This is a genomic window from Streptococcus mitis (genome assembly GCF_946188695.1).
GTDB lineage: Bacteria > Bacillota > Bacilli > Lactobacillales > Streptococcaceae > Streptococcus > Streptococcus mitis_DF.
Genome location: NZ_CAMHWI010000009.1, coordinates 57,376 through 76,306 on the forward strand (window position 1 = coordinate 57,376; position 18,931 = coordinate 76,306).

Consider the following 18,931-nt stretch of genomic DNA (forward strand, 5'->3'; position numbering starts at 1 on the left):
TTTTACTCCTTTAATCTTCAAAAACTAAACCTTGTACTAGTTTTTTATAAGATGTATTTTCAGTTTTTTCTAGAGTAGGCTCTAGATTTCGCATTGGTGCGAAATGTTCAGTAGGTTTTACGAAAGATGCCAAGCGCTCTGCATCAGCTTTGAAGCTTTCTTCATCAGTTCCCTGCAAACGATCTGCAAGGTCGTAAGGCAATCCATGTTGCAAAGCCACACGAGTTCGCAGACTAGCTGTCTCATAATTAGAGATTTGATTCTGCATCTCTTCAATTTGCTTGTCAGCATCTGACTTACTTTGATTGTTGGCTTCGATTGTTGACTTCAAGCCAACATTTTCTTCTTCCAATTCTGCAATACGAGACTTGATCTGATCATAGTCGCCATACTTCTCTTTCTCTCGAGATAAGCGCCCCTTAATAGCAGCATCAAATTCTTCTTGTGTAGTGATTGGTTTAAATTCTGACATTCTCATGTCTCCTTTCTCCTGCTTCCCCGGCAGTTCGGTAATTTTTGGGTATCAAAAAAAGCAGTCACTAGACCGCTGATTTTAATAACTGATTTTTTGCTTTTTCTTAGGCTTAGTCGTAGCACAAGCCCAATGCGCAAGCAGAGCGCTATCCATCAAAGAAATATCCATATCTTCAAAATGCGATCGATAACCAAATCCACCATTTGAGCCAATATTCCGCTTATCGCAGTTAGTGGCTACTTTAGTCAATGATGGTTGACCTGAGTGACAGATGGTTTTTTGGTAAATACCTTGTTCCCAAAGAGAATTTGCTACGATGATTTCTTTCACCGTAGGAAGAATCACATTCTTAATTCTATAATCTTTCAACTCTTCATCAAGGATCTTTTGACCACTTGCACCATCCACTACAATCTGAGCTACATCAGCTTGTCTCAGAAAAGCTACCATCCACTCATTACCATTACGAACAGATTGACAATCGACAGTTTCAACAAAGAAACGACCATCTTTGGTACGTGCAGCAATACTCATCGCTACATTCGTTCCATCTTGACCATACTTAATACCAACAGATAACTTACCAGATAACTCTGGGACATCATCCACCTTGAGCTCATTCCACTCAGTTTCAGAAATAGCAGATTTCTGGTTGTAAGTCGGCCAAAATCCCAAACGTTGGATATTATGGTCCAGCTTATCCTCACCAAGCTCTGCTTCAATCTTACGCTCATTTAAATGATAACCCATAGACGGATTTGAATTATACCAAGCTTCCACATCGTCGATTTCCTTTTCATCAGAAACCGACCACTCAGCCCAGCCAGAATACTTCCCTTTCCCAAAAAGACAAGCCTCACGATACTTAGTAAAGACTGTTCCGCTTGATACTGGTGTTGGAGGTGTCCCACACATAATTGTGATAGGATTCTCACTATCCGTAACCGTGTACTTCAAAGCAGATTCTTGCTCGGTCGTGTACTCCTGGGCCTCGTCAATAATCAGCATATCAAAACCTTCACCAAGACCACCATTTGATGTTCTGGTACGGAATTGGACAATACCACCTGTTGAATAAAGCTCAATCCGTTCCTGCCCCTTCGCTCGAATGGAATTGAAATCCTCACCATCAACATACCCCATTTTTTCAAGGTATCGTTTTACCTTTTCAAAAGAGGCGTGAGAGGTAGAAATCCTGTGAGAAGTATGTAGGATATTCAATCCTTCATGTAGCCCCCAAATTTCACCGATATATAGGATTTCAGTCTTTCCGTTTCGTCGAGGAATAGAGTAACCAAACTTCTGATGCACCCAAAGATCATTTTTATCAACTGCCATCAAAGGCAGCAATAGATTCTTCTGCCAGGCATAGCAAGAAAGCCCTGTCCGCTCGTAAAGTTCAATCGCTTCTTTGGCTTTTGAATTTTTCTTGACGTATTTTAAAATCACCGATTGAGTAGGATTCTGATTGCCAAGTTTCTTCCTCGCCATTCCACTTTCCTTTCAATCGTCATCGCATGATAACCCTGTCGCTGGGAGATATCGGATCACCTCCTAAACTAATGCACAATAAAAGCACCCTTTCGAGTGCTTATATTAGGCTACTTCTGCTAATAGTTTTTCCATGAAATAGACTTGACCTTTTCCAGTAATTTTTGTAGTTTTACTGATACGAATTGTTCCATTAGGTTCATGGTGTGTTCGTTCTTTAATTTCAAACAATCCCCTATCCATACTACGCTGAGTCGGCATATTCCAAGAGTCTCCTTTGCGGTTAATTAGAAATCCATTTTCACGTAACCAAATGAACAAACGATTCTGACCAATTTCCAGACCATTCTGACGGAGCAACTTAGCAAAATCTCCAATCAAAATAGATGTCTGACTAGCTGACACCGCATTAGCAAAGAGAACTTTTGGCTTGTCAGCTTCCATCTGCGCTTCCAGTTTATGGATTTTATTATCCGCAATCTTCAAAGCACGAGCCATAATCTTTTCAGGACTATTGAAGTCTTTCTCAACTTGTATGAAATACTGACGGACTTCTTTTCCTTTGTCAGTTCGTTGAATCATGGCAATTTCCTTAGCCATGTCTAGTTTAATAATGTGGTCTACTTTGTTGTGTCCACCTCGACCTGTTTGGTTTCCAAAATTGGAAAGCAAAACATAATCTTCATTTTCTGTAAAACCGTATTCGGTCATTCTATCAAACCATGTTGTATAGTTTGAATTAACTCCTAATGCTTCGTGTAATTGACGACCAGATACAACTGGTTCTTGATTATCATTTAAGTTTACAGTAATAAGTTGATTCATTTTATTTCTCCTTTTAATCCATTATTTATTTTCTGAGTATGTTCTTCGATTAAGCAGTCCATACGATGTAGGATCAGATTCAGTAAGGCAAAGTGCTGACCATGATTTGAAATCAAATCATAATAAGAATGATAATCCTCAAAATTAGGTTTCTTGGCTAACCATTCATGCAATATATCCAAGCTTTCTCTAATCTCAGCAGTATAGTTTACCAATTCTTCGTAGCTATCTAAAAGTTCATTTTTTGCCATAATAAAAACTCCTTTGGGTATGACAAAGAAGCTCTTTTCTGATATAATGATTTCAGAAAGAGTTTCTTTCGAGCGATAACGTATAATCTCAACTTTGGCGAGGGAGGATTATGCGTTATTTATTTTTTTCAAGACCTAGAACTAATTTTATGCCTTTTCTAACCACTTCTGTACGAGTGGTCTTTTTTTGTAAGCAATAATCTTCCAAATGTTTATTCAACTCTGAGTCGATTCTTGCTTTAACTTCGACATTCAACGGTTTTTCGCTTTTTGGTCTTCCGGTTCGTGGACTCATTTCATCACCTACTTTCTGTGCCACAACAATATATTACAACTTGTGCCACAAAAAGTCAAGAGGTTTTTTGAAAAAAATTAAAAATAAGAAAAGCACTTAGATTTCTCTAGGTGCTTAATACCAAGCAACTTGCCCTGATTCTTTCAAGCTGCCGTCTTCATTTTTTAGATTTATGATACATTTTGACACATAATCAAAACCATATCTTGGGGGATCATTTCGCTTTACCTCACGGGTAGAGGGATTGAATTCAAATATCTCCCTTCTACTCACATCGCCTTCAGGAAAGACCTCGTAACGGTAAAAACCATTCACAACTTCAATCAAATTAAATTTTAACATTATTCTTCCTTTCCAAATATCGAGTCAAAGCTTTACCATAATTATAGGTTTCATCTGTTTTAGCATGAGCAGTATCATAATCCATATTCCCTCTGACGTACATATAATCATGCTCTAAGCGCTCATGTTTCAATAATATCAAGTCATGTGATTGGATATCCTTACCAGTAATCAGACGATCCCACGACTCTGCCATATTGACTTCTGGATGAAATAAGCTTTCCCCGTCTTTTAAAATATGGATATCATTAAAAACATGATTAAAAGCAATATCAACATCTTCCTTGGTAAAGTCTTTCATTTCCTTAAACTTTCCAATGTTCGAGTAAATTTTTCGCTTCTCTAATTCTTGATTACTATTTTTTATTTTGTCATACGTAAGATAAGCGTGCTTTTCTGCTTTAATAAAATCTTTTGGCAAAATATCATCATTCGATTCATCACGAAAATAATTTCTTGCACCAGATTGAACAGGTAAGCCTACACCTTTTAATACTTCTATTTTAGCACTTTTTTGAGATTCTGCCCAACGTTTAGTATGAACATTCTGTTTCTTCCCATTACCAGGATGATAGTCAACAATACACCTACACTTGCCATGCCGTCTATATATATCCTTGGGAACTTCTGGATAATTGTATGAACCCTCTAAACTCTTGCACCATTTACATGGATGACCGACAACTCTTCGAACGATTTTCGGACTCAATCCCACTTTATGCTGAAACTCCACATTTTTTCGAATGCTATCATCCACAATGCTCTGACTAAAATTTACAATCGGGTCATCAAGTAACCATTTTACATCATCAAAACTTTCCTCACTAGCTAAACGATTGACCAGGCCATCAATTCGGTCTTGATTGAGTTCAGGAACCTGAGCAGCTAACCCGATTTTAGCCTCAGAGTTCAAATTCTTCTGAACTTGTTCAGCATAATCACTCACAAGCTCATAATTTCGCCCCAGAACGTCCGTCAGCACGCGCTGAGCGATATTGTAATACATTTTACCGTCTGGTAGCGTTTCGTTCGTCAGAGAGGCTCCCAGAGCCTTAGAGAGAATATCGCCAATTTCAATCGCAAACTCATTTGCAGTTTTGTAAGTAGCTTTTTTCCCCTTTAATGCAGCAAAAGCATTTCTGACAATCTCACTCTTACCGAAATCTCTCTCAAACCTCTCCTGAACCTCTTGCAAGATACCAGGTAAAACATCATTCTCCATCTGAACCATCCTCACTCAGCACTGGTTTAGCAGACATGTCTCCAGCGATACCAGTAAGGTCTCGAATTGTCTCCGCATTGATGTAACCAGGCAATGCCTGATTCAACTTCACAACACCATCACCAATCATAGTCATTGTATTCGCATCCGCTTCAAACAATGGTTCCCACTTAACAGTGGTTCTCACAAATTGGCTTCTAGTATAGCGAAATTCATCACGCAAACAAGCTGCAACATAAGCCACATTAAGCAAACCTGCTCCAAGCGACCTCTGAGCCTTGCGACCAGCCAGGCGCAAGTTCTCATGACTAGCCTTGATAGCTTCCACAGATGATGGATTATCTGAAACGAAACCAAGATCATCCAATGTCAGCCCCATTTCCCCAGCAAATCCAGCAGCGGCTGTTCTCAGTTGCTCAGTAAACGGTGACATGCTAGCTGTAGTAAACTGTCCAACGCTCGGCTTCTCACCTTTATCGCTTGAAGAAATCGTCAACAAGCTTGATACAGTAGCTTTCCATTTCTCCATAGGTTCCGCATCAGGATCAAGCCCAAGAATATATTTCTGTGGCCATGAGTAGAACTCAGCAGTGATATCAGCCCGTTCTAAAGTTCGCTTAGCGTATTTTTGATAATACATCCCCGCCCTGGTAATACGAGACCGACCAAACGGGCGGACCGCATCAGGACGATGAATGACCGGAACCAGCAAAGGAATACCTGTCTCATTCGTAACTGAGTAAGGCTCCCCATCTTTCGGAATGAAGTGAGTAGCATTAGGCTCGAAGTAGGCTTCAAGCGTTGGACGATTGTAATCATCACGAGCCAACACCGCATAACCTTCCACAAGCAAACCAGTGATAGGATCAATAACACCCGTCGCATTGCTTGATTCAATGACTTGCAACCTCACCTCATCATCTTCACCCTTCGAAATGTATACAAAGCTACACGAACCAATCAGCGCAGCTAAAATAGCACTATCAAAGAAGATATCAGGATTGTTCCGATTAAAGATTTCTGTAACATTAAAATCATCATTAGCAAATGCCCTGAAAATCAAACGATCTGCAAGACTATCAACTCCCTTTGCAGCCCAACCAAGAACAGCTTGATACTTTACCCTGATATGTGCAGGAATTGTGATTCCTGTCGGCGCTTCATAGTGTTGCATCGCATAATGTTTGTACCTCAGATTGACTCTGCTCTGATAGAGATTCAACTTTCTCCTGAGATAGTCAATTCCTCTTAATTCCAAACCGTTCTCCTTTCATTGTGATGATTTGGCGCGAGAAAAAATGTACAGTGACGGCGTGAAGCTCTCGAGCGCCTAGTGGGAGGGGGATACCCCCCTATCCTCTGCTAGGACTTATTTCACACATATCTGTTATTTTTTCAAATTCTAAGCATTCATTATTATTTTTGATATTTTTAAAAAATAATATAATTTTTCTTTTTTGGCTTCTTCAAGCTCTGTACTTTGTCCAATCTCTTGACTGTGGCAGGTTGCGATTACCTACAACAGTAGCATTGGCTGACCTATCGTCAGCATATAACTTATCAGACTTCTGTCTGTTGCATTGCCAGTGGGCTAACTGCAAGTTTTGAATATCTGATGGATGACCGTTACGATTGATTGGAATAATGTGGTCAATGACCGGACTTAATGGATGTGGGTACCTCAAGGATTTGTCAACTGGTAGTCCACAAATTCCACAAGTATTTCTTGTTTTGAGAATAATATTTTTATTCTTTTCAAAAGCAACTCTGTGAGGACCGCTCCGGTCCGGTCTTTCATGGGGGGTATTCATCTAAGGAGGGGCCTTTCTTTTTAAGAGGTAGGGGGGTAAATTTTTATGATGTGGGGGAGATTTTTTAGTCTAGGAGGGGGGTGTTTTTTAATCTCTGGCACCCTCGTATATTTAACATATCTTATATTCTGTTAAATAAAACTAACATTCTTAAAAGTCAACTGTAGCAAGTGCTTACATCTGTTTCATTAAAAACTGATTTACTTTTTCTCAATATGTAAAATAAATAGTCATTTAATAGCTAAAATTCATCATTGAATCATCCAATTCATCCTGCTTAATACCTATATAATCAAGTGTGATATCTGGAGATGAATGATTAAATAATTCCATCAAGATCGCTACATTTTGATTTTTTCTGTAATGATGATAACCAAATGATTTTCTCATTGAGTGAGTCCCAATGTTTTTAAGGCCAACATGTTCAGCTGCTTGCTTTAATATTTGATAAGCTGCAACTCTTCCAATATGAACGATTCTTACTCCGTCTGTCCTAACTTTTTTCTTACTTGGAAATAGGTAATCATAACCTTTAAGGTCATTTGTTTTAATGTAGTGACTTAAAGCTTTTCTTAATTCAGGGTTGATAGCAAATCGCTTGACCTTACCAGTTTTCTTTTCAGTAACCTCGATTCTATCGCCTGTCACTTGTTTCACTTGGAGAGGTATAATATCGCTGATGCGCATTCCAGAATACAGACCGCACATGATTAGGACATAGTTTCGCTCACTCTTTGATTTTAAAAAGTCTTTCATCCGTTCAATGTCATCAAGTTCACGAATAGGTTCTACTTTTTTCACGATATCACCTCCAAACTCAAAGAAAAAGACAGGGTGTGCCTGCCTTTACAATTACTTCATAATATAATTTTAGCACATAAAATCATATATTTACTCCGGACTTACTCCGAGTTTACTCCAAAAAAACTCCAAGTTTACTCCAAAATTTCAATCTGTTCTCCATTGCGGTATAGCTCTGCAAATGCCATCAAAGCCTTCTCCAAAATTTCGTAATATGAACTTTCTGAAAGAGACAAGTCCATTGCGATTGTTTCATTCTTCTTGCAATCCCACTGAAGGTACTTTTCGAAAAGTATCCTACGATATAGAGGATCGTGTAAGCCGCTAACCGCTTGCTCAATTGCATCCAGCTCAAGCTCTGCATCAACTTTCCGTATAGCTAACTTCTCGACTTGACTATTTCTTCCACTTGACGGATTTCTCGGCATAAATGAGTAGGTTGTCGTTACTCTCTGACCTTCGGTGTCATTGGCCACACGACGCCAGCGAGGATATCCTTCTAAAATTTTCTTGGCATTTTCTTTTGTTTTAGTTTCGTTTATATCAGGAAAGAAGGGCATCGCTCACCTCGTTTCTATCTCAAGTAATTCTTCCGTCGAAATCTTCGTGATTGCTTCCACTTGATAATCTTACCATCGTTGTTATTATTGAAATAATCCGGCAATCTTGCCGTTGGACTTTCTTTATAGACCACTTTTTCAACGACCTGGACTCCAGGCATCATTTCATCATCTATCCATCCAACTAGCCAAGCAGGATTCACATCATAGGTTTTGGCAATCATTTCTATTTGCTTAATGGATGGATATCCACCCCGTTCGTACAAATGAATTGTATTTTGGGAAACACCTGTATCTCTAGCCATATCTTTGACAGAAATACACAAGTCCTCTCTAAGTTCTTTCAGTCTTAGCTGCATCTTGCTCTCCACTTTCTAGTATTAGCTTTTATGAATGTAGCCTGCTCTTGCATCTGCTTCCATTCATAATCCATGATGATATCAAGCTGGTTGTTACAAAGACCTTTTAAGAAATCATTTTGAGCTTCTAGTTTCTCAATATCCTTATAGGCCCTTTCATACAGTTCATCTTCCAGAAATCTAATGCGCTCTGCCATTGCTTCCTGAATGATGATGTAAGTTGGTTTCTTGTACTTTGTCATTACAATATTACCTCATCTCCTATTTTTAGAGATTCATAGCTTGTTTTAGTAACTACGAATATTCCGTAATTTTGTACTGTGATAGTGTACATGTCGCCAATCTTCTCCTTTTGTAAAACTCTGCCTTTGATTTCTGCACCTTGATTATCAGCTTTATAAACGACAATCGGACGCTTTGCTTCTAGTTTTTTAATGTGGATACTCTGCCAGATATTCAATCCAGCAGACAATAATATCCAAATTACGATAAAACGTCTCATTCTGTGTCCTCATTTCTTCCATCTCTTACTTTTTGCAAATAATATTTATATATTTCACTGCTACCATAGTCATTTACTAACTTTTCAAGTGCTTTATTGACTACTTCAGACACGCTTCTATAACTACCATATTCTTTAATGGCTTCGACATGGTCATATAGATCTTGTGTAATCGTTGCTTGTATCTTTCTAGGCATCACTCCGCCTCCACAACTTCAAATAAAGGACTGTTGAATACTTCGCTGAATCCAGCTTCTTCAAGTTCTTTTCGGGTGTGTACTGTACGGTATTCTTTAGTTTCTTCCTTTTCACTAAAAAGCCATTCACGACAAGACTTAAAGTAGTTAAGATACTTATATTCTTCGCTTAAACATTTTATTTTCACGAAAAATTTCTTCTCTTTCTCGACCTCGTAGCCGTCCAGCCACGCTCGAGCGACTTTGTCGTAAGCACCCTGTTCGTTCAGTAACCAATCAGCGTATTGTTTATTAAAGTTCTTTTCTCTGAGCGCATCATATAATGTAGCGTTCTGTTTCTTGTAATACTCGATAATTAACGCCACAAACGGTGGAACTTTGACTTTTTCTGGTTCGTCTAGTTGTTTGATTTTATCGATAATTTCGTCTACATCAATACAATTGATAATTCTATTTTTACTTTCTTTTAAGACATTACAATAATCAATCAATTCCTGCTTATTCATCTTCGCTTCCTCCAACTTGTTTTTAAAAAATCCAGCTCTTGCCCCTCATGGCTCAAAGACACAAGAGCTCGCAAATTATTTATACGTCATTGTCCAAGTCTAACGCATATTCTAGCTCGCTTTTAACGTGGTTCGCGGCACGTTGATTTTGTTGCTAAGTAATAGCAATCTACCGCACCATAATCAAAACGTACATCGTTTCTTCCGATATATTTTTTAAATCTTGGTCTAGTAATGCCAGAGAATGCCCATTGATGGTCTTTCATCTGTTCAATAAGTTCATCCACATTGTTAAAACTTCCAAGAAAAAACTTGCAGTCCCCGTTGTAGACGAAGTAGAGTTCAATCATCTTTACTAAACTCCTCATAAATTTTTTTGAATATTTCTGACACCAATTTTTCAGGTATATTAGATCTCTCGTTGTATGATTTTGAGAAGTTTTTCCACTCGATGTCCTGCTTGATAATTTTATTTTTAAGATTAAGTTCAATATTGCTTCCAAAAATCGTCCGTTTTTGTAAAGGATAATCATAATTATTGTATCTAGCTAGATTTTTGTATGGAATTCTGAATCCAATAATATCCTCAATGTAAGGCCACAGTCTGTCAGCCGCTGGATTCTCAATAACCCAAAATTGTGGTCTATATCTTTTTATGATTTCTATTGTGTTGAAAGCTGTTAGCTCACCATTGACCCTTTTTAGAAATTGTCTGTCATACTGATAATTTATATAGGCTGATTCGTAATCCTGTTTTGAACGGATTGTGAATGGTGAAGGTCTTACTTGGGGAGCAAACAGGTTGTCAGAAACATCATTGCGTTTCCAACACGCATTTCCGTTTTCCATCGCAGAAGCATTTGACCAACTTTCGCATGGTGGACTAGCTATTATAAGATCAGGTTTTGGTAATTTGTCTAACACGTCAAAGAGCGTGTTATCTCCAAATAAACGTTTGTAATCAGCAAGGTCCAGATTTGTAAAATGATTGTTCTTGTTTTCTATATCCATTCCGATTGAATAGATTTCAATATTCGCCCCCCCCGAACTATTCAGAGAGTTAGCACCCTTGAAGTAAGAACCATTCCCACTATCAAAAAGTGCCCAGACTACCATTTTTTTGATAATCAATACCTCCTATCCTTCATCCCAGACGGATACACAAAGCACCTGCCTGTCGCTCCCTCGAAAATGCGACTTGATAAAGCACCATTCCCGAAATCGTCCGAGTAAAGTTCTTTAATCTCTTCGCTACTCAAATTCGTGTTGATAATCGTATTGGTCCGATTATCCAGGATCTTGAACAATATCTGATGCGCCCACTCGTTACGCTTCGTGTCGGCCTTACGACTCTCTTTCCCAAGGTCATCCAAGAAGAGGAAATCAACCTCAGACAATAGCTTGACCATCTTAGCTTCTGAATAACCATTGTCAAACTCAAAGCTTTCTCGAATCTTGTCAAACAAAGTCACAACTGAAACGAATAGTACACTTTTCGGTTCATCATAAGACTTAAATTGCTCATTAAGAAACCGAGCCAATCCATAAGTAAGATGACTCTTACCAACACCAGACGGACCAGTGATGATGGCATTTCCAACCGTACCTTTGGCATATTCACGTTCCAACCGCTTCACAAAATTAATAGCATTTTCATCGATGTCAACTCGAATTTCATAGTCATGTAGCGACTTGCTAGCCAGCTTGCTTGAAACGATACTGTCACGAGCAAAGACCTCATAAGTGTCCGATAGCTTGCTTTTAACTTCAGATTCCATGTTCAGTTGCTTTTCAAAACGTCGAATGTTCTCTTTCTCGCACTCAGGACATTGACTGACTTCCTCAACCTTGCCCTTGATAGGAATCTTAACAGACCAAAGATGGCATCCATGGATTTCACAGATATCATCAAGAACTGTTCTGGTTCTGAATTGTTTAAACTGTTTCATCTAAAACCCTAACCTTTCGTCAACCGTACTGGTTAAAATTGTAGAACGTTTTGGCATCGGTTGATTTAGATAATTATCCATCTTATTTCCGAAGAGCGTTTGTGGTTGAAGATACTGCTCATACTCTGTACCTTTCCACTTAGCGACCATGATGTCCACAACCTTTTTAAAATCTTCAAGGACATAGCCCTCTTTTAACCTTGCCTTGATAAATTTTTGATGACTAGCAGTATTTACCTTGAAATTCTTTTTTGCTTTAGAATTTAGATAATTGATCACTTCACTACAAATAGATAATTTATTGTTATTATCTATCTCGTTATTATTAGTCTTGTTTGTCTGTAAAATTTCCAGTTCCGATACTGTATTATTTACAGTTCCAGACTGTAAAATTTCCAGTTCCGAAACTGTACTATTTACAGTACCATCAACGGCACTTATATAGATTCTGTTAGGTAGGTTATTCCCTTGTCTAACTTCTTTTAACAGTCCAACATTCTTCAATTCTTTTTTGAATTTGATAATCGTCTTTTCGCTACTATTCAAATCAACCATAAGTTGCTCATTTGTGTAGTATTGAAATACATTCCCATCTCTGTCATGCCAGCCATTTTTTATTGAAAGTTCTAACCTTCCAAATAAGAGCATATACAAGAGTTTCGCATGGTTGCTCAATGACTTATATTTTTCATCATAGATGAATGGCTTTGGAAATTTGAAAAACGATAAGAAACCAGTGACTTCACTTTTTTTAATCATTGCACTACTCCTTTCTTCTAATTTTTAGTGTTATATCCATATTCAGGATTTGTTGCTTTAAAATCAGCTATGTATTTACTTTCTAACGCAAGTAGTTCATTTTCTGTGCCATCTTTTAACTTGTCAATAACCTCATAGGTCCAGTCTGTGATATCGCTTTTTTTCATCACTTCATGAAAGTAACTTCCTGATTGTGCTTTAAAATGTTGGAACCAACGAAAAATAGGATGATTAACAGTTTTTCCAATATAAACCTTACCCGTCTGTTTATGAGTGATTTTATAGATGAAACCAACTACACTGCTACTTCTATATGTTCTGACATCTTCAGCAAGCCTATTTGCATAAAATTGTTCTTCATGTTCTAGACAACAAAAATAATAACCGCTATAATTATTGTTCTTTATGTCAATTCTATTGACAGGATTTTCTCCACAAAATTTACACGGAATATTTTCTGTCCAAAAACTTTCCCAGTTTTCACTCAATTCATAAACATTGACAAAAAAGAATTCCCCTTTCGAAGTTCTTTGAGGTATCTTTTCTGAAAAATATTCTGGATAATCTTCTTTGATTTTTTTCAAAACGTCCTTCTTAGTTTCTAAATCAAAGTAGAGCCTTCGTTCTACTTGCTGAGAGTAGTAACTATCTTTGTTTTCTTTTCTGTGATTGATTCTCACAAACCAATTTGCCATCTACTCCTCCACACTTGAAAATTTTGTGTATTCCTTATGAAAATACAACTTCACTGTCCCTAGACTCCCATGTCTATTCTTTTCTAGGATCAGATCGGTCACGTTATTCGCTTCTTTACTGTCTGCATGTTCCTTCTGGTAGTAGGCATCACGATACAAGAAAGCTACAATATCTGCATCTTGCTCAATCGAACCAGATTCTCGCAAATCTGATAACATTGGGCGCTTATCCTGTCTCTGCTCAACTGACCGACTCAACTGTGATAAGGCTATGACAGGAACCCTCAAATCCTTTGCTAGTATCTTCAATTCCCTTGAAATTTCAGAAACAATCTGCTGGCGATTCTCACCTTTTGAACCAGTAATCAACTGCAAGTAGTCAATGATGATAATGCCTAGACCACCCATTTCTTGAGAAAGCTTTCGAGCCTTTGACCGTATCTCTGAAATCCGAATACCAGCAGTATCATTCACGAAAATAGGCGCATCATAGAGATTATTTTGTGCATGTACAAGTCTTTTCCACTCATCGGTACTAAGATTCCCAGTCTTCAAATGATAACCTGGAACCATACCCTCAGATGCCACCATACGCTCAATCAATTCCTCTGCTCCCATTTCAAGTGAAAAGATGACAGCAGGCTTTCTTTCCATCGTAGCCACATGCTTAGCGATATTAAGAGCCAATGCCGTCTTCCCCATAGCTGGACGAGCAGCAAGAATGATAAGATTCCCTTCATGAAGGCCTGTTGTAATCTTATCCAATCCGACAAAACCAGTAGATAGACCAGTCACGAATCCATCTGTCTGTGAGCGAGTTTCGACTATCTGCATGTGTGTATCAAGGATATCGGCCACATTACGAAATCCTGTGCCTGTATTCTGATTGCTGATATCAAGCATTGACTTTTCAGTCTTTGAGATAATGTCACTGATTGATACATCTCCTTGATATGCGCTAGAAAGAGACTCTGACAAATCAGCGATTACTCTTCTTAGAGTTGACTTCTCTTTTACTAACTTTGCATAATGCTCCACGTTTTTGGAAGTTGGTGTGGAGTTCACTAACTCGACAACATAGTTTAAGCCGCCAATTTCTTTAATCCGCCCTTGATTGGTAAGAGCTGACACCATAGTAGTGGCATCGATTGGCTCTCCTTTTTTAAAGAGAGACAACATAGTCTTAAATACAATCTTGTTGGCTGGTTTATAAAAATCATCAGGAACCAATTCATCTGCCAGCGAAATGATTGTGTCAGGTGCGATAAAGACTGCACCCAGAACAGACTGTTCTGCAACTAAATCATGAGGTAGTATTCTAAATTCTTCAGACATACCGAGCACCCCACTTCCTACGGTTGGCACGGTACTTCATCCGCATATCCTCATAGATGTGCCTACCCTCTAACTCCATTTTTTCAAGCTTAAGTAGACGATTTTCAGACGATAGAATTCGATATTCTTTGGCTAGCTTGTCATAATCATTCAAGTATTCCTTGATCATGAACATGGTATCATTATCATTTTCTAGATATAGGTTAAAGTCCGATGTTTCATCGTCAGAAATCATTTCCCTGTTTAATTTTTCTTTGGTTTCAAGCCATTCGATCAATTCTTCCATTTCCTGACCTCCTCATTACAAAAATCTGATTGCAGACTGTTTCGGCTCTGGCAAGGCTAGAGGCTCAGGACGCAAGCCTTGAGGCGGTTCGTTGTCGTAGGTAAAGCCCTTGAACGGACGACGAATATTCTCACGAATTTCTTGACGCTGTGCCTCTCTACCACGTTCGTATGCATGGTTATAACCTTGGATAATCATAGACGCAAATTCTTGCTCTTCTCGTCTCTCTTCTTCCTCTCGTTGTTCTTGCAGTTTGATATGACGGCAAGCCCCTGCAAATCCAATCAGCAGAGCTCCAACGCCCATTAACTGATCTAAAATCGGTGGTTCAAACATTTTTCTATCTCCTTTATTGTGCTAACTGACTTTGAAACCGAAGTACATCGTTCATGTCATATAAATATTTACCGCCTTTAGCATTTTGCTGGTAGCGGAATTTCCCTGCGTCTCTGAAATCTTCAATTTTCTTACGACCCCAACCTGTTTTCTCTTGGACATCTTTGATTGAAGCCCAGTTCGTACCTCTTGATACTCGTAATTTAGCTTCAGTTATAGCTTTCACATTCAACTGGACAAGTTCTTCCAGCAGTTCATTTTTGAAATCTTCTCCAAACAATTCCAAAGCCATTGGCAATTTCCCCTCTTTCGTGTTATAATCATATTGAATATTTAAGTATGCGCCTGATTTCCGTCAGGTGCTTTTTTGCCCTACGCTTGACTAAAAGAGTTCAGTTCCATAATCTTCATTTTGGTATTAGTGCTTGGCTCCCACGTCATCCAGTAAGCAAGAGCAGCTTCTGCAAACTTTTTCGGTAGCAAGTCATAGCGACTGATATTAAAATGATCCTTGAAATCAATCTCAGCTTGTCTAAATACCGACTGAGCGAAAATCTTATCCGCATAAGCTGGGCTATCAATACCACCCAGGCATGCCACAACCCTAGCCTTACGCTTCTTCAGAAGCGACTGAGCATAGCTTGGATGAATCGGTTGCTCACTCTTCAGATAGTCAATATCTTTCAGCATGGTCGCCTGTTGCTCACGCAATTTCTTCTGTCCAGTAAAGAGAGCGATAAAGTCATCCTCGTCCAAATCCTCGCGGATGAAACCACCCTGCTTGCGAATAGCTGGCAAGACCTCTGAGGTCACCCAGCGCTTGAACTCCTTAGCCTGAGGCAACTTGCTGGATAAAATAAGAGAGTAGAGACCAGATTCGTTGATGATGATAGTGTTTTGTGTTCGACCTAAATTGTCGGTGAGTCCGTATTTCACGGAGTCATCTTCATCAACGTGCCGAGAAATTGCGTCCAGAGGTTTAGCATATCCCAAGATATCCGCAACATCCTTCCCAACGAACCAAGGCTCGTCATCAATTGTCAAAGTACGGACTTCCTGCCCGTGAAAATTAAAAATTTCCTTCATAATATTCCTTTCTAAATTTGGTATAATGAAATTAAAAACGAGGTAATTCTGATGAAATTAAATCCTGATTGTATTCGTGATATCCTTTTTGTTATTGAAGAGTTTTCAACGTACTCCAATGATGTCTCAGAGGATAAACTCTATGAAAAACTTATTCCAAAATATTCACAAGAGGAAATCCTCTACCATGTTCGACAATGTGAACATAGTGGTTTATTTCTCCAAGTTCAACACTATTTCGGTGGTTTCTCAATTCAAGATTTATCTCCTTATGGTCATCAGTTCATCAATAATATTCGCCAAGATAACAATTGGAATCGAACAAAAGATATAGCAAAGAATGTTGGTTCTTTTTCGCTTGATGTCCTTAAAGATATTTCATCACAAGTTATTAGCAACCTCATTTCAAATCAGCTTGGCAATAAATTTTAAGTAGACGGTAGCATGGCATCTTTCGGCCGTGCTTTTTGTTTTGATTGCTTGCACCCCTTTTAATTTTTGATCATTCAAATAAATACCATCTTCTCTTATTTTGAGTTCATTCATCTTCCCCTCCTACTCAATCACCTTACTGCCGACTACCAATCGTTTAACGACAACGTCCATCTCCTTAAATTCGGCATTCTCTGCACAGTAGCGGACGCTCTCGCTGATGATGTGACAAATAGATACGCCGTACTCGTTCGCAAGCTCCGTAGCAATATCCCAGGCATCTTTGTCAATCCGTGTTACTTTTTGCGCTGCGTTGTTCATATACTACTCTCCTAACTCAACCCAAGTTTCGTCAATTCTTAAAACGTCGCAAACTCGGTTCTTTAATTTGTCGCTACCTTTACCGTATTTCAATAATTCTGAAATGGTAGATTTCTTCACTCCACAAGCACGAGCAAGGTGTGTTTGTGTCATTCCTTCTAAATTCAATTTGTCTTTGACAAGTTGAATCCATTTTTGATGTTGTTGGCTCATATTCTCTCCTCTCTATTTCTCTCTCCTTTTTGCTATAATAAAAGCAGAAAGGAGGTGAATTTCATGTCGCCAATTACTAATGAAAATGTCCAAATCTGGACACTCTATGTCACAGTGATTATTGCTATAATAGGTTTTATATTAAATACCATTTCGCTCTGGCAAACGAAGAAAGCAACAGAGGATATGGCAAAGCCTTATATTAATGTCTATGTAGATGTCTATGCAGTTAAAAATCAACAACGTACCTATGTTTTTAAAAACTTTGGCCAAACTCCAGCATATATAGATAATATTCAGATAGCTGGAGAATTGGATCCATTGAATTCTGTACACCGCTTCAACTCACTTATCGGAAATATGATTGCCCCAGGACAAAAATTTACATCATCAATAGACCCAGATTATAAAGGTCGAATTACACTGACAATTACTTACTCCGATAGCAAGAAACACAAATATATAGACAAGTTTGTACTTGATGCTACATTGGCATCTGCAATGTTCTACACTGTAAACGAGAGCAATAAAAGCGATTCTCCAGCTACAGCTATCAGACAATCGACCATGGCTCTATTACGCGATTTACGATAGAACCATCTCCGAGCGATTTTACAGTTCAAACATCACGTAAGCATTCAATTTTTATCTCAACAGTTTCATCGTCAAGTGTATTGGCGATGATTTTATTTTTTGCGTCAATCGCTTCGTTCAAGTCTTTACAAGTTAATTCATAAAGTACATTTACATTTGCATTCATCTCTTCCTCTCCTTTCTTTTTAAAAAATTACCTAAAAAGTTAGCGAACCACTTGACATTTATCACCCAATAAGTTAAAATCAAACCATAGAGAAAAGACTTACTAAAAGTAAGGTTCTACCTAGAAAACGGACGCCAATCAGTTTCATTAGGCTTTATTTTTTAGTTGTCTTGTTCGCTAACTCTTTAGCTTACAAAATAATAATACACCTTTTTGGGAGTGCTGTCAATATTTTACACCCAAAAAGTTGAAATATTTTTTGTAATGTCTTAGAAAGGTTGAAAAATCAATGTTTCCGACATTTGAAAAAATAAAAGAACTGGCAAAAAATCGTAAAATGACACTCACTCAGCTAGAAGAATCACTTGGTTATAGCAGAAATACACTCTATAAGTTGAAAACTCAAAAACCAAACGCTGAGAGAATTGCAGAAATCGCCGACTACTTCAACGTGTCCACAGATTATTTACTTGGTCGGACAGATAATCCTGCTATCGCAAAGGAAACAGTAACTACACCAGACGGCCGTGTGGTCGACTTGTCAAATCTTCGTGAACGTGTCGTCCTGTTCGATGGTAAGCCGTTATCAGACGACGATGTAGATAAAATCACTCAAATCATTAAACTCTCTTTGGGGGTATCGGATATTGAAAGCAAATGAACTACTAGATGAATACCAGGTCACACTCTATCTCTTCCCAGAAACCATGTGGGAGCGAAAAGGCTTCTATTTCCCCGATGAGCGCATTATTTACGTCAATGGGGATTTATCCCGAGAAGAGCGAGAAAAGGTTATCCTGCACGAATTAGGGCATATAAACCACAACCCAGCACATTACAAACGACTGCTTTACAAATACGAAAACGAAGCAGACCGCTTCATGATTCGACATCTCATCTCTGAAGAACTCGCTCAGTATGAAGTATCAGACTTCAACTGGCTCCAGTTTGCAGAAAGACACAAAATCTCAACAACCTGGGGTGAAGATATGATACAGGAAGAGTTTAAGAATGTTGTGGGGATGTGAAGATATCTAAAAATTAAAGGTAACTTCTAAAACTAACTTCCAGTTTCCCCCAACCTAGCCTTCAGTATGAGAAAAACGCGTGAAATCAGTAGAA

General features: G+C 38.4%; 34 protein-coding genes. 4 read left to right on the top strand and 30 right to left on the bottom strand.

Annotated elements, in window-relative coordinates:
• Window positions 1-10: 10 nt before the first annotated feature.
• The 26 genes from N8L33_RS05340 to N8L33_RS05465 all read right to left on the bottom strand — a co-directional run bounded on the left by N8L33_RS05340 (window position 11) and on the right by N8L33_RS05465 (window position 16,083).
• Window positions 11-472 carry a capsid assembly scaffolding protein Gp46 family protein gene (locus N8L33_RS05340; RefSeq protein WP_261059061.1) on the bottom strand — a complete coding sequence of 154 codons (462 nt, stop codon included), beginning with the start codon at window positions 470-472 and terminating at the stop codon, window positions 11-13.
• 81 nt (window positions 473-553) lie between these two features.
• Complete coding sequence (locus N8L33_RS05345) at window positions 554-1,966, bottom strand: terminase (RefSeq protein ID WP_261059063.1); 1,413 nt, start codon at window positions 1,964-1,966, stop codon at window positions 554-556.
• 105 nt (window positions 1,967-2,071) lie between these two features.
• Window positions 2,072-2,791 carry a phage antirepressor KilAC domain-containing protein gene (locus tag N8L33_RS05350; protein WP_117303998.1) on the bottom strand — a complete coding sequence of 240 codons (720 nt, stop codon included), beginning with the start codon at window positions 2,789-2,791 and terminating at the stop codon, window positions 2,072-2,074.
• Window positions 2,788-3,042, bottom strand: coding sequence for a hypothetical protein (locus tag N8L33_RS05355; protein ID WP_117303996.1), 255 nt, complete (start codon window positions 3,040-3,042; stop codon window positions 2,788-2,790). Before N8L33_RS05355 ends, N8L33_RS05350 begins: the two co-directional genes overlap by 4 nt.
• Window positions 3,043-3,157: 115 nt before the next feature.
• Complete coding sequence (locus N8L33_RS05360; RefSeq protein WP_060955012.1) at window positions 3,158-3,337, bottom strand: hypothetical protein; 180 nt, start codon at window positions 3,335-3,337, stop codon at window positions 3,158-3,160.
• A 114-nt stretch (window positions 3,338-3,451) separates the two neighbouring features.
• A complete protein-coding gene (locus tag N8L33_RS05365; RefSeq protein ID WP_261059067.1) occupies window positions 3,452-3,679 on the bottom strand; it encodes a hypothetical protein in 228 nt (75 codons plus the stop codon).
• Entirely contained in the window at window positions 3,666-4,901 is a 1,236-nt protein-coding gene (locus tag N8L33_RS05370) for a hypothetical protein (RefSeq protein WP_261059069.1), read from the bottom strand. The genes N8L33_RS05365 and N8L33_RS05370 overlap by 14 nt, the downstream gene beginning before the upstream one ends.
• Window positions 4,891-6,159: a hypothetical protein gene (locus N8L33_RS05375; protein ID WP_261059070.1), complete on the bottom strand. Its 1,269-nt coding sequence runs from the start codon at window positions 6,157-6,159 to the stop codon at window positions 4,891-4,893. Before N8L33_RS05375 ends, N8L33_RS05370 begins: the two co-directional genes overlap by 11 nt.
• Before the next feature lie 208 nt (window positions 6,160-6,367).
• Window positions 6,368-6,712 carry an HNH endonuclease gene (locus tag N8L33_RS05380; protein ID WP_220074105.1) on the bottom strand — a complete coding sequence of 115 codons (345 nt, stop codon included), beginning with the start codon at window positions 6,710-6,712 and terminating at the stop codon, window positions 6,368-6,370.
• 234 nt (window positions 6,713-6,946) lie between these two features.
• On the bottom strand, window positions 6,947-7,513 hold the full coding sequence (locus tag N8L33_RS05385) for a site-specific integrase (RefSeq protein ID WP_049529803.1): 567 nt from the start codon (window positions 7,511-7,513) through the stop codon (window positions 6,947-6,949).
• Window positions 7,514-7,647: 134 nt separating this feature from the next.
• Entirely contained in the window at window positions 7,648-8,073 is a 426-nt protein-coding gene (locus tag N8L33_RS05390; RefSeq protein ID WP_033687690.1) for an ArpU family phage packaging/lysis transcriptional regulator, read from the bottom strand.
• A gap of 14 nt (window positions 8,074-8,087) precedes the next feature.
• Window positions 8,088-8,432, bottom strand: a complete 345-nt coding sequence (locus N8L33_RS05395) for a helix-turn-helix domain-containing protein (RefSeq protein ID WP_261059077.1) — start codon at window positions 8,430-8,432, stop codon at window positions 8,088-8,090.
• A complete protein-coding gene (locus N8L33_RS05400; RefSeq protein ID WP_261059078.1) occupies window positions 8,423-8,674 on the bottom strand; it encodes a hypothetical protein in 252 nt (83 codons plus the stop codon). Before N8L33_RS05400 ends, N8L33_RS05395 begins: the two co-directional genes overlap by 10 nt.
• Window positions 8,674-8,934 (bottom strand): DUF1372 family protein, encoded by a 261-nt coding sequence (locus N8L33_RS05405; protein WP_261059079.1) that lies wholly within the window; start codon window positions 8,932-8,934, stop codon window positions 8,674-8,676. Before N8L33_RS05405 ends, N8L33_RS05400 begins: the two co-directional genes overlap by 1 nt.
• Window positions 8,931-9,131 carry a hypothetical protein gene (locus N8L33_RS05410; protein WP_261059080.1) on the bottom strand — a complete coding sequence of 67 codons (201 nt, stop codon included), beginning with the start codon at window positions 9,129-9,131 and terminating at the stop codon, window positions 8,931-8,933. The genes N8L33_RS05405 and N8L33_RS05410 overlap by 4 nt, the downstream gene beginning before the upstream one ends.
• Window positions 9,131-9,637 (bottom strand): DUF1642 domain-containing protein, encoded by a 507-nt coding sequence (locus N8L33_RS05415; RefSeq protein ID WP_261059081.1) that lies wholly within the window; start codon window positions 9,635-9,637, stop codon window positions 9,131-9,133. The genes N8L33_RS05410 and N8L33_RS05415 overlap by 1 nt, the downstream gene beginning before the upstream one ends.
• Before the next feature lie 122 nt (window positions 9,638-9,759).
• Window positions 9,760-9,987, bottom strand: coding sequence for a hypothetical protein (locus tag N8L33_RS05420; RefSeq protein ID WP_261059082.1), 228 nt, complete (start codon window positions 9,985-9,987; stop codon window positions 9,760-9,762).
• Window positions 9,980-10,753, bottom strand: a complete 774-nt coding sequence (locus N8L33_RS05425) for a DNA cytosine methyltransferase (RefSeq protein ID WP_261059111.1) — start codon at window positions 10,751-10,753, stop codon at window positions 9,980-9,982. Before N8L33_RS05425 ends, N8L33_RS05420 begins: the two co-directional genes overlap by 8 nt.
• A gap of 11 nt (window positions 10,754-10,764) precedes the next feature.
• Window positions 10,765-11,586 carry an ATP-binding protein gene (locus N8L33_RS05430; RefSeq protein ID WP_261059083.1) on the bottom strand — a complete coding sequence of 274 codons (822 nt, stop codon included), beginning with the start codon at window positions 11,584-11,586 and terminating at the stop codon, window positions 10,765-10,767.
• Entirely contained in the window at window positions 11,587-12,345 is a 759-nt protein-coding gene (locus N8L33_RS05435; RefSeq protein ID WP_261059084.1) for a conserved phage C-terminal domain-containing protein, read from the bottom strand.
• A 17-nt stretch (window positions 12,346-12,362) separates the two neighbouring features.
• Window positions 12,363-13,040, bottom strand: coding sequence for a GIY-YIG nuclease family protein (locus N8L33_RS05440; protein ID WP_261059085.1), 678 nt, complete (start codon window positions 13,038-13,040; stop codon window positions 12,363-12,365).
• A complete protein-coding gene (gene dnaB, locus N8L33_RS05445; protein WP_261059086.1) occupies window positions 13,041-14,375 on the bottom strand; it encodes a replicative DNA helicase in 1,335 nt (444 codons plus the stop codon).
• Window positions 14,368-14,661 (bottom strand): hypothetical protein, encoded by a 294-nt coding sequence (locus N8L33_RS05450; protein WP_261059087.1) that lies wholly within the window; start codon window positions 14,659-14,661, stop codon window positions 14,368-14,370. The genes dnaB and N8L33_RS05450 overlap by 8 nt, the downstream gene beginning before the upstream one ends.
• A 15-nt stretch (window positions 14,662-14,676) precedes the next feature.
• A complete protein-coding gene (locus N8L33_RS05455; RefSeq protein ID WP_261059088.1) occupies window positions 14,677-14,997 on the bottom strand; it encodes a hypothetical protein in 321 nt (106 codons plus the stop codon).
• Window positions 14,998-15,010: 13 nt separating this feature from the next.
• Window positions 15,011-15,289 (bottom strand): helix-turn-helix domain-containing protein, encoded by a 279-nt coding sequence (locus tag N8L33_RS05460; protein WP_261059089.1) that lies wholly within the window; start codon window positions 15,287-15,289, stop codon window positions 15,011-15,013.
• Window positions 15,290-15,369: 80 nt separating this feature from the next.
• Complete coding sequence (locus N8L33_RS05465) at window positions 15,370-16,083, bottom strand: ORF6C domain-containing protein (RefSeq protein WP_261059090.1); 714 nt, start codon at window positions 16,081-16,083, stop codon at window positions 15,370-15,372.
• 51 nt (window positions 16,084-16,134) lie between these two features.
• Here N8L33_RS05465 and N8L33_RS05470 point away from each other — a divergent pair, with 51 nt between their 5' ends.
• On the top strand, window positions 16,135-16,515 hold the full coding sequence (locus N8L33_RS05470; RefSeq protein ID WP_261059091.1) for a DUF2513 domain-containing protein: 381 nt from the start codon (window positions 16,135-16,137) through the stop codon (window positions 16,513-16,515).
• Here N8L33_RS05470 and N8L33_RS05475 read toward each other — a convergent pair.
• From N8L33_RS05475 to N8L33_RS05485, 3 genes are read right to left on the bottom strand one after another with little or no spacing between them, the layout of a single operon-like run.
• Window positions 16,489-16,629, bottom strand: a complete 141-nt coding sequence (locus N8L33_RS05475; protein ID WP_261059092.1) for a hypothetical protein — start codon at window positions 16,627-16,629, stop codon at window positions 16,489-16,491. The genes N8L33_RS05470 and N8L33_RS05475 overlap by 27 nt on opposite strands.
• Before the next feature lie 9 nt (window positions 16,630-16,638).
• Entirely contained in the window at window positions 16,639-16,836 is a 198-nt protein-coding gene (locus tag N8L33_RS05480) for a hypothetical protein (RefSeq protein WP_247940516.1), read from the bottom strand.
• A 3-nt stretch (window positions 16,837-16,839) separates the two neighbouring features.
• Complete coding sequence (locus N8L33_RS05485) at window positions 16,840-17,049, bottom strand: helix-turn-helix domain-containing protein (RefSeq protein ID WP_261059096.1); 210 nt, start codon at window positions 17,047-17,049, stop codon at window positions 16,840-16,842.
• A 63-nt stretch (window positions 17,050-17,112) separates the two neighbouring features.
• Between N8L33_RS05485 and N8L33_RS05490 the strand changes: the two genes are divergently transcribed.
• Window positions 17,113-17,643, top strand: a complete 531-nt coding sequence (locus tag N8L33_RS05490) for a hypothetical protein (protein WP_261059097.1) — start codon at window positions 17,113-17,115, stop codon at window positions 17,641-17,643.
• Between the two features lie 25 nt (window positions 17,644-17,668).
• Here N8L33_RS05490 and N8L33_RS05495 read toward each other — a convergent pair whose 3' ends face one another.
• Window positions 17,669-17,809 (bottom strand): hypothetical protein, encoded by a 141-nt coding sequence (locus N8L33_RS05495; RefSeq protein WP_261059098.1) that lies wholly within the window; start codon window positions 17,807-17,809, stop codon window positions 17,669-17,671.
• Window positions 17,810-18,098: 289 nt separating this feature from the next.
• Here N8L33_RS05495 and N8L33_RS05500 point away from each other — a divergent pair, with 289 nt between their 5' ends.
• Both N8L33_RS05500 and N8L33_RS05505 read left to right on the top strand, forming a co-directional pair.
• Entirely contained in the window at window positions 18,099-18,470 is a 372-nt protein-coding gene (locus N8L33_RS05500; RefSeq protein ID WP_261059100.1) for a helix-turn-helix domain-containing protein, read from the top strand.
• Window positions 18,454-18,837, top strand: coding sequence for an ImmA/IrrE family metallo-endopeptidase (locus tag N8L33_RS05505; protein WP_261059113.1), 384 nt, complete (start codon window positions 18,454-18,456; stop codon window positions 18,835-18,837). Before N8L33_RS05500 ends, N8L33_RS05505 begins: the two co-directional genes overlap by 17 nt.
• Window positions 18,838-18,931 lie beyond the last annotated feature (94 nt).

Coding starts and splice junctions, on each gene's coding strand:
- N8L33_RS05440 (WP_261059085.1), bottom strand. CDS start 13,040: ATGGCAAATTGGTTTGTGAGAATCAATCACAGAAAAGAAAACAAAGAT.
- N8L33_RS05435 (WP_261059084.1), bottom strand. CDS start 12,345: ATGATTAAAAAAAGTGAAGTCACTGGTTTCTTATCGTTTTTCAAATTT.
- N8L33_RS05370 (WP_261059069.1), bottom strand. CDS start 4,901: ATGGAGAATGATGTTTTACCTGGTATCTTGCAAGAGGTTCAGGAGAGG.
- N8L33_RS05355 (WP_117303996.1), bottom strand. CDS start 3,042: ATGGCAAAAAATGAACTTTTAGATAGCTACGAAGAATTGGTAAACTAT.
- N8L33_RS05400 (WP_261059078.1), bottom strand. CDS start 8,674: ATGACAAAGTACAAGAAACCAACTTACATCATCATTCAGGAAGCAATG.
- N8L33_RS05360 (WP_060955012.1), bottom strand. CDS start 3,337: ATGAGTCCACGAACCGGAAGACCAAAAAGCGAAAAACCGTTGAATGTC.
- N8L33_RS05430 (WP_261059083.1), bottom strand. CDS start 11,586: ATGAAACAGTTTAAACAATTCAGAACCAGAACAGTTCTTGATGATATC.
- N8L33_RS05500 (WP_261059100.1), top strand. CDS start 18,099: ATGTTTCCGACATTTGAAAAAATAAAAGAACTGGCAAAAAATCGTAAA.
- dnaB (WP_261059086.1), bottom strand. CDS start 14,375: ATGTCTGAAGAATTTAGAATACTACCTCATGATTTAGTTGCAGAACAG.
- N8L33_RS05380 (WP_220074105.1), bottom strand. CDS start 6,712: ATGAATACCCCCCATGAAAGACCGGACCGGAGCGGTCCTCACAGAGTT.
- N8L33_RS05490 (WP_261059097.1), top strand. CDS start 17,113: ATGTCGCCAATTACTAATGAAAATGTCCAAATCTGGACACTCTATGTC.
- N8L33_RS05395 (WP_261059077.1), bottom strand. CDS start 8,432: ATGCAGCTAAGACTGAAAGAACTTAGAGAGGACTTGTGTATTTCTGTC.
- N8L33_RS05475 (WP_261059092.1), bottom strand. CDS start 16,629: ATGAATGAACTCAAAATAAGAGAAGATGGTATTTATTTGAATGATCAA.
- N8L33_RS05450 (WP_261059087.1), bottom strand. CDS start 14,661: ATGGAAGAATTGATCGAATGGCTTGAAACCAAAGAAAAATTAAACAGG.
- N8L33_RS05350 (WP_117303998.1), bottom strand. CDS start 2,791: ATGAATCAACTTATTACTGTAAACTTAAATGATAATCAAGAACCAGTT.
- N8L33_RS05460 (WP_261059089.1), bottom strand. CDS start 15,289: ATGGCTTTGGAATTGTTTGGAGAAGATTTCAAAAATGAACTGCTGGAA.
- N8L33_RS05480 (WP_247940516.1), bottom strand. CDS start 16,836: ATGAACAACGCAGCGCAAAAAGTAACACGGATTGACAAAGATGCCTGG.
- N8L33_RS05470 (WP_261059091.1), top strand. CDS start 16,135: ATGAAATTAAATCCTGATTGTATTCGTGATATCCTTTTTGTTATTGAA.
- N8L33_RS05425 (WP_261059111.1), bottom strand. CDS start 10,753: ATGGTAGTCTGGGCACTTTTTGATAGTGGGAATGGTTCTTACTTCAAG.
- N8L33_RS05340 (WP_261059061.1), bottom strand. CDS start 472: ATGTCAGAATTTAAACCAATCACTACACAAGAAGAATTTGATGCTGCT.
- N8L33_RS05465 (WP_261059090.1), bottom strand. CDS start 16,083: ATGAAGGAAATTTTTAATTTTCACGGGCAGGAAGTCCGTACTTTGACA.
- N8L33_RS05365 (WP_261059067.1), bottom strand. CDS start 3,679: ATGTTAAAATTTAATTTGATTGAAGTTGTGAATGGTTTTTACCGTTAC.
- N8L33_RS05495 (WP_261059098.1), bottom strand. CDS start 17,809: ATGAATGCAAATGTAAATGTACTTTATGAATTAACTTGTAAAGACTTG.
- N8L33_RS05345 (WP_261059063.1), bottom strand. CDS start 1,966: ATGGCGAGGAAGAAACTTGGCAATCAGAATCCTACTCAATCGGTGATT.
- N8L33_RS05390 (WP_033687690.1), bottom strand. CDS start 8,073: ATGCCCTTCTTTCCTGATATAAACGAAACTAAAACAAAAGAAAATGCC.
- N8L33_RS05455 (WP_261059088.1), bottom strand. CDS start 14,997: ATGTTTGAACCACCGATTTTAGATCAGTTAATGGGCGTTGGAGCTCTG.
- N8L33_RS05410 (WP_261059080.1), bottom strand. CDS start 9,131: ATGCCTAGAAAGATACAAGCAACGATTACACAAGATCTATATGACCAT.
- N8L33_RS05485 (WP_261059096.1), bottom strand. CDS start 17,049: ATGAGCCAACAACATCAAAAATGGATTCAACTTGTCAAAGACAAATTG.
- N8L33_RS05405 (WP_261059079.1), bottom strand. CDS start 8,934: ATGAGACGTTTTATCGTAATTTGGATATTATTGTCTGCTGGATTGAAT.
- N8L33_RS05415 (WP_261059081.1), bottom strand. CDS start 9,637: ATGAATAAGCAGGAATTGATTGATTATTGTAATGTCTTAAAAGAAAGT.
- N8L33_RS05420 (WP_261059082.1), bottom strand. CDS start 9,987: ATGATTGAACTCTACTTCGTCTACAACGGGGACTGCAAGTTTTTTCTT.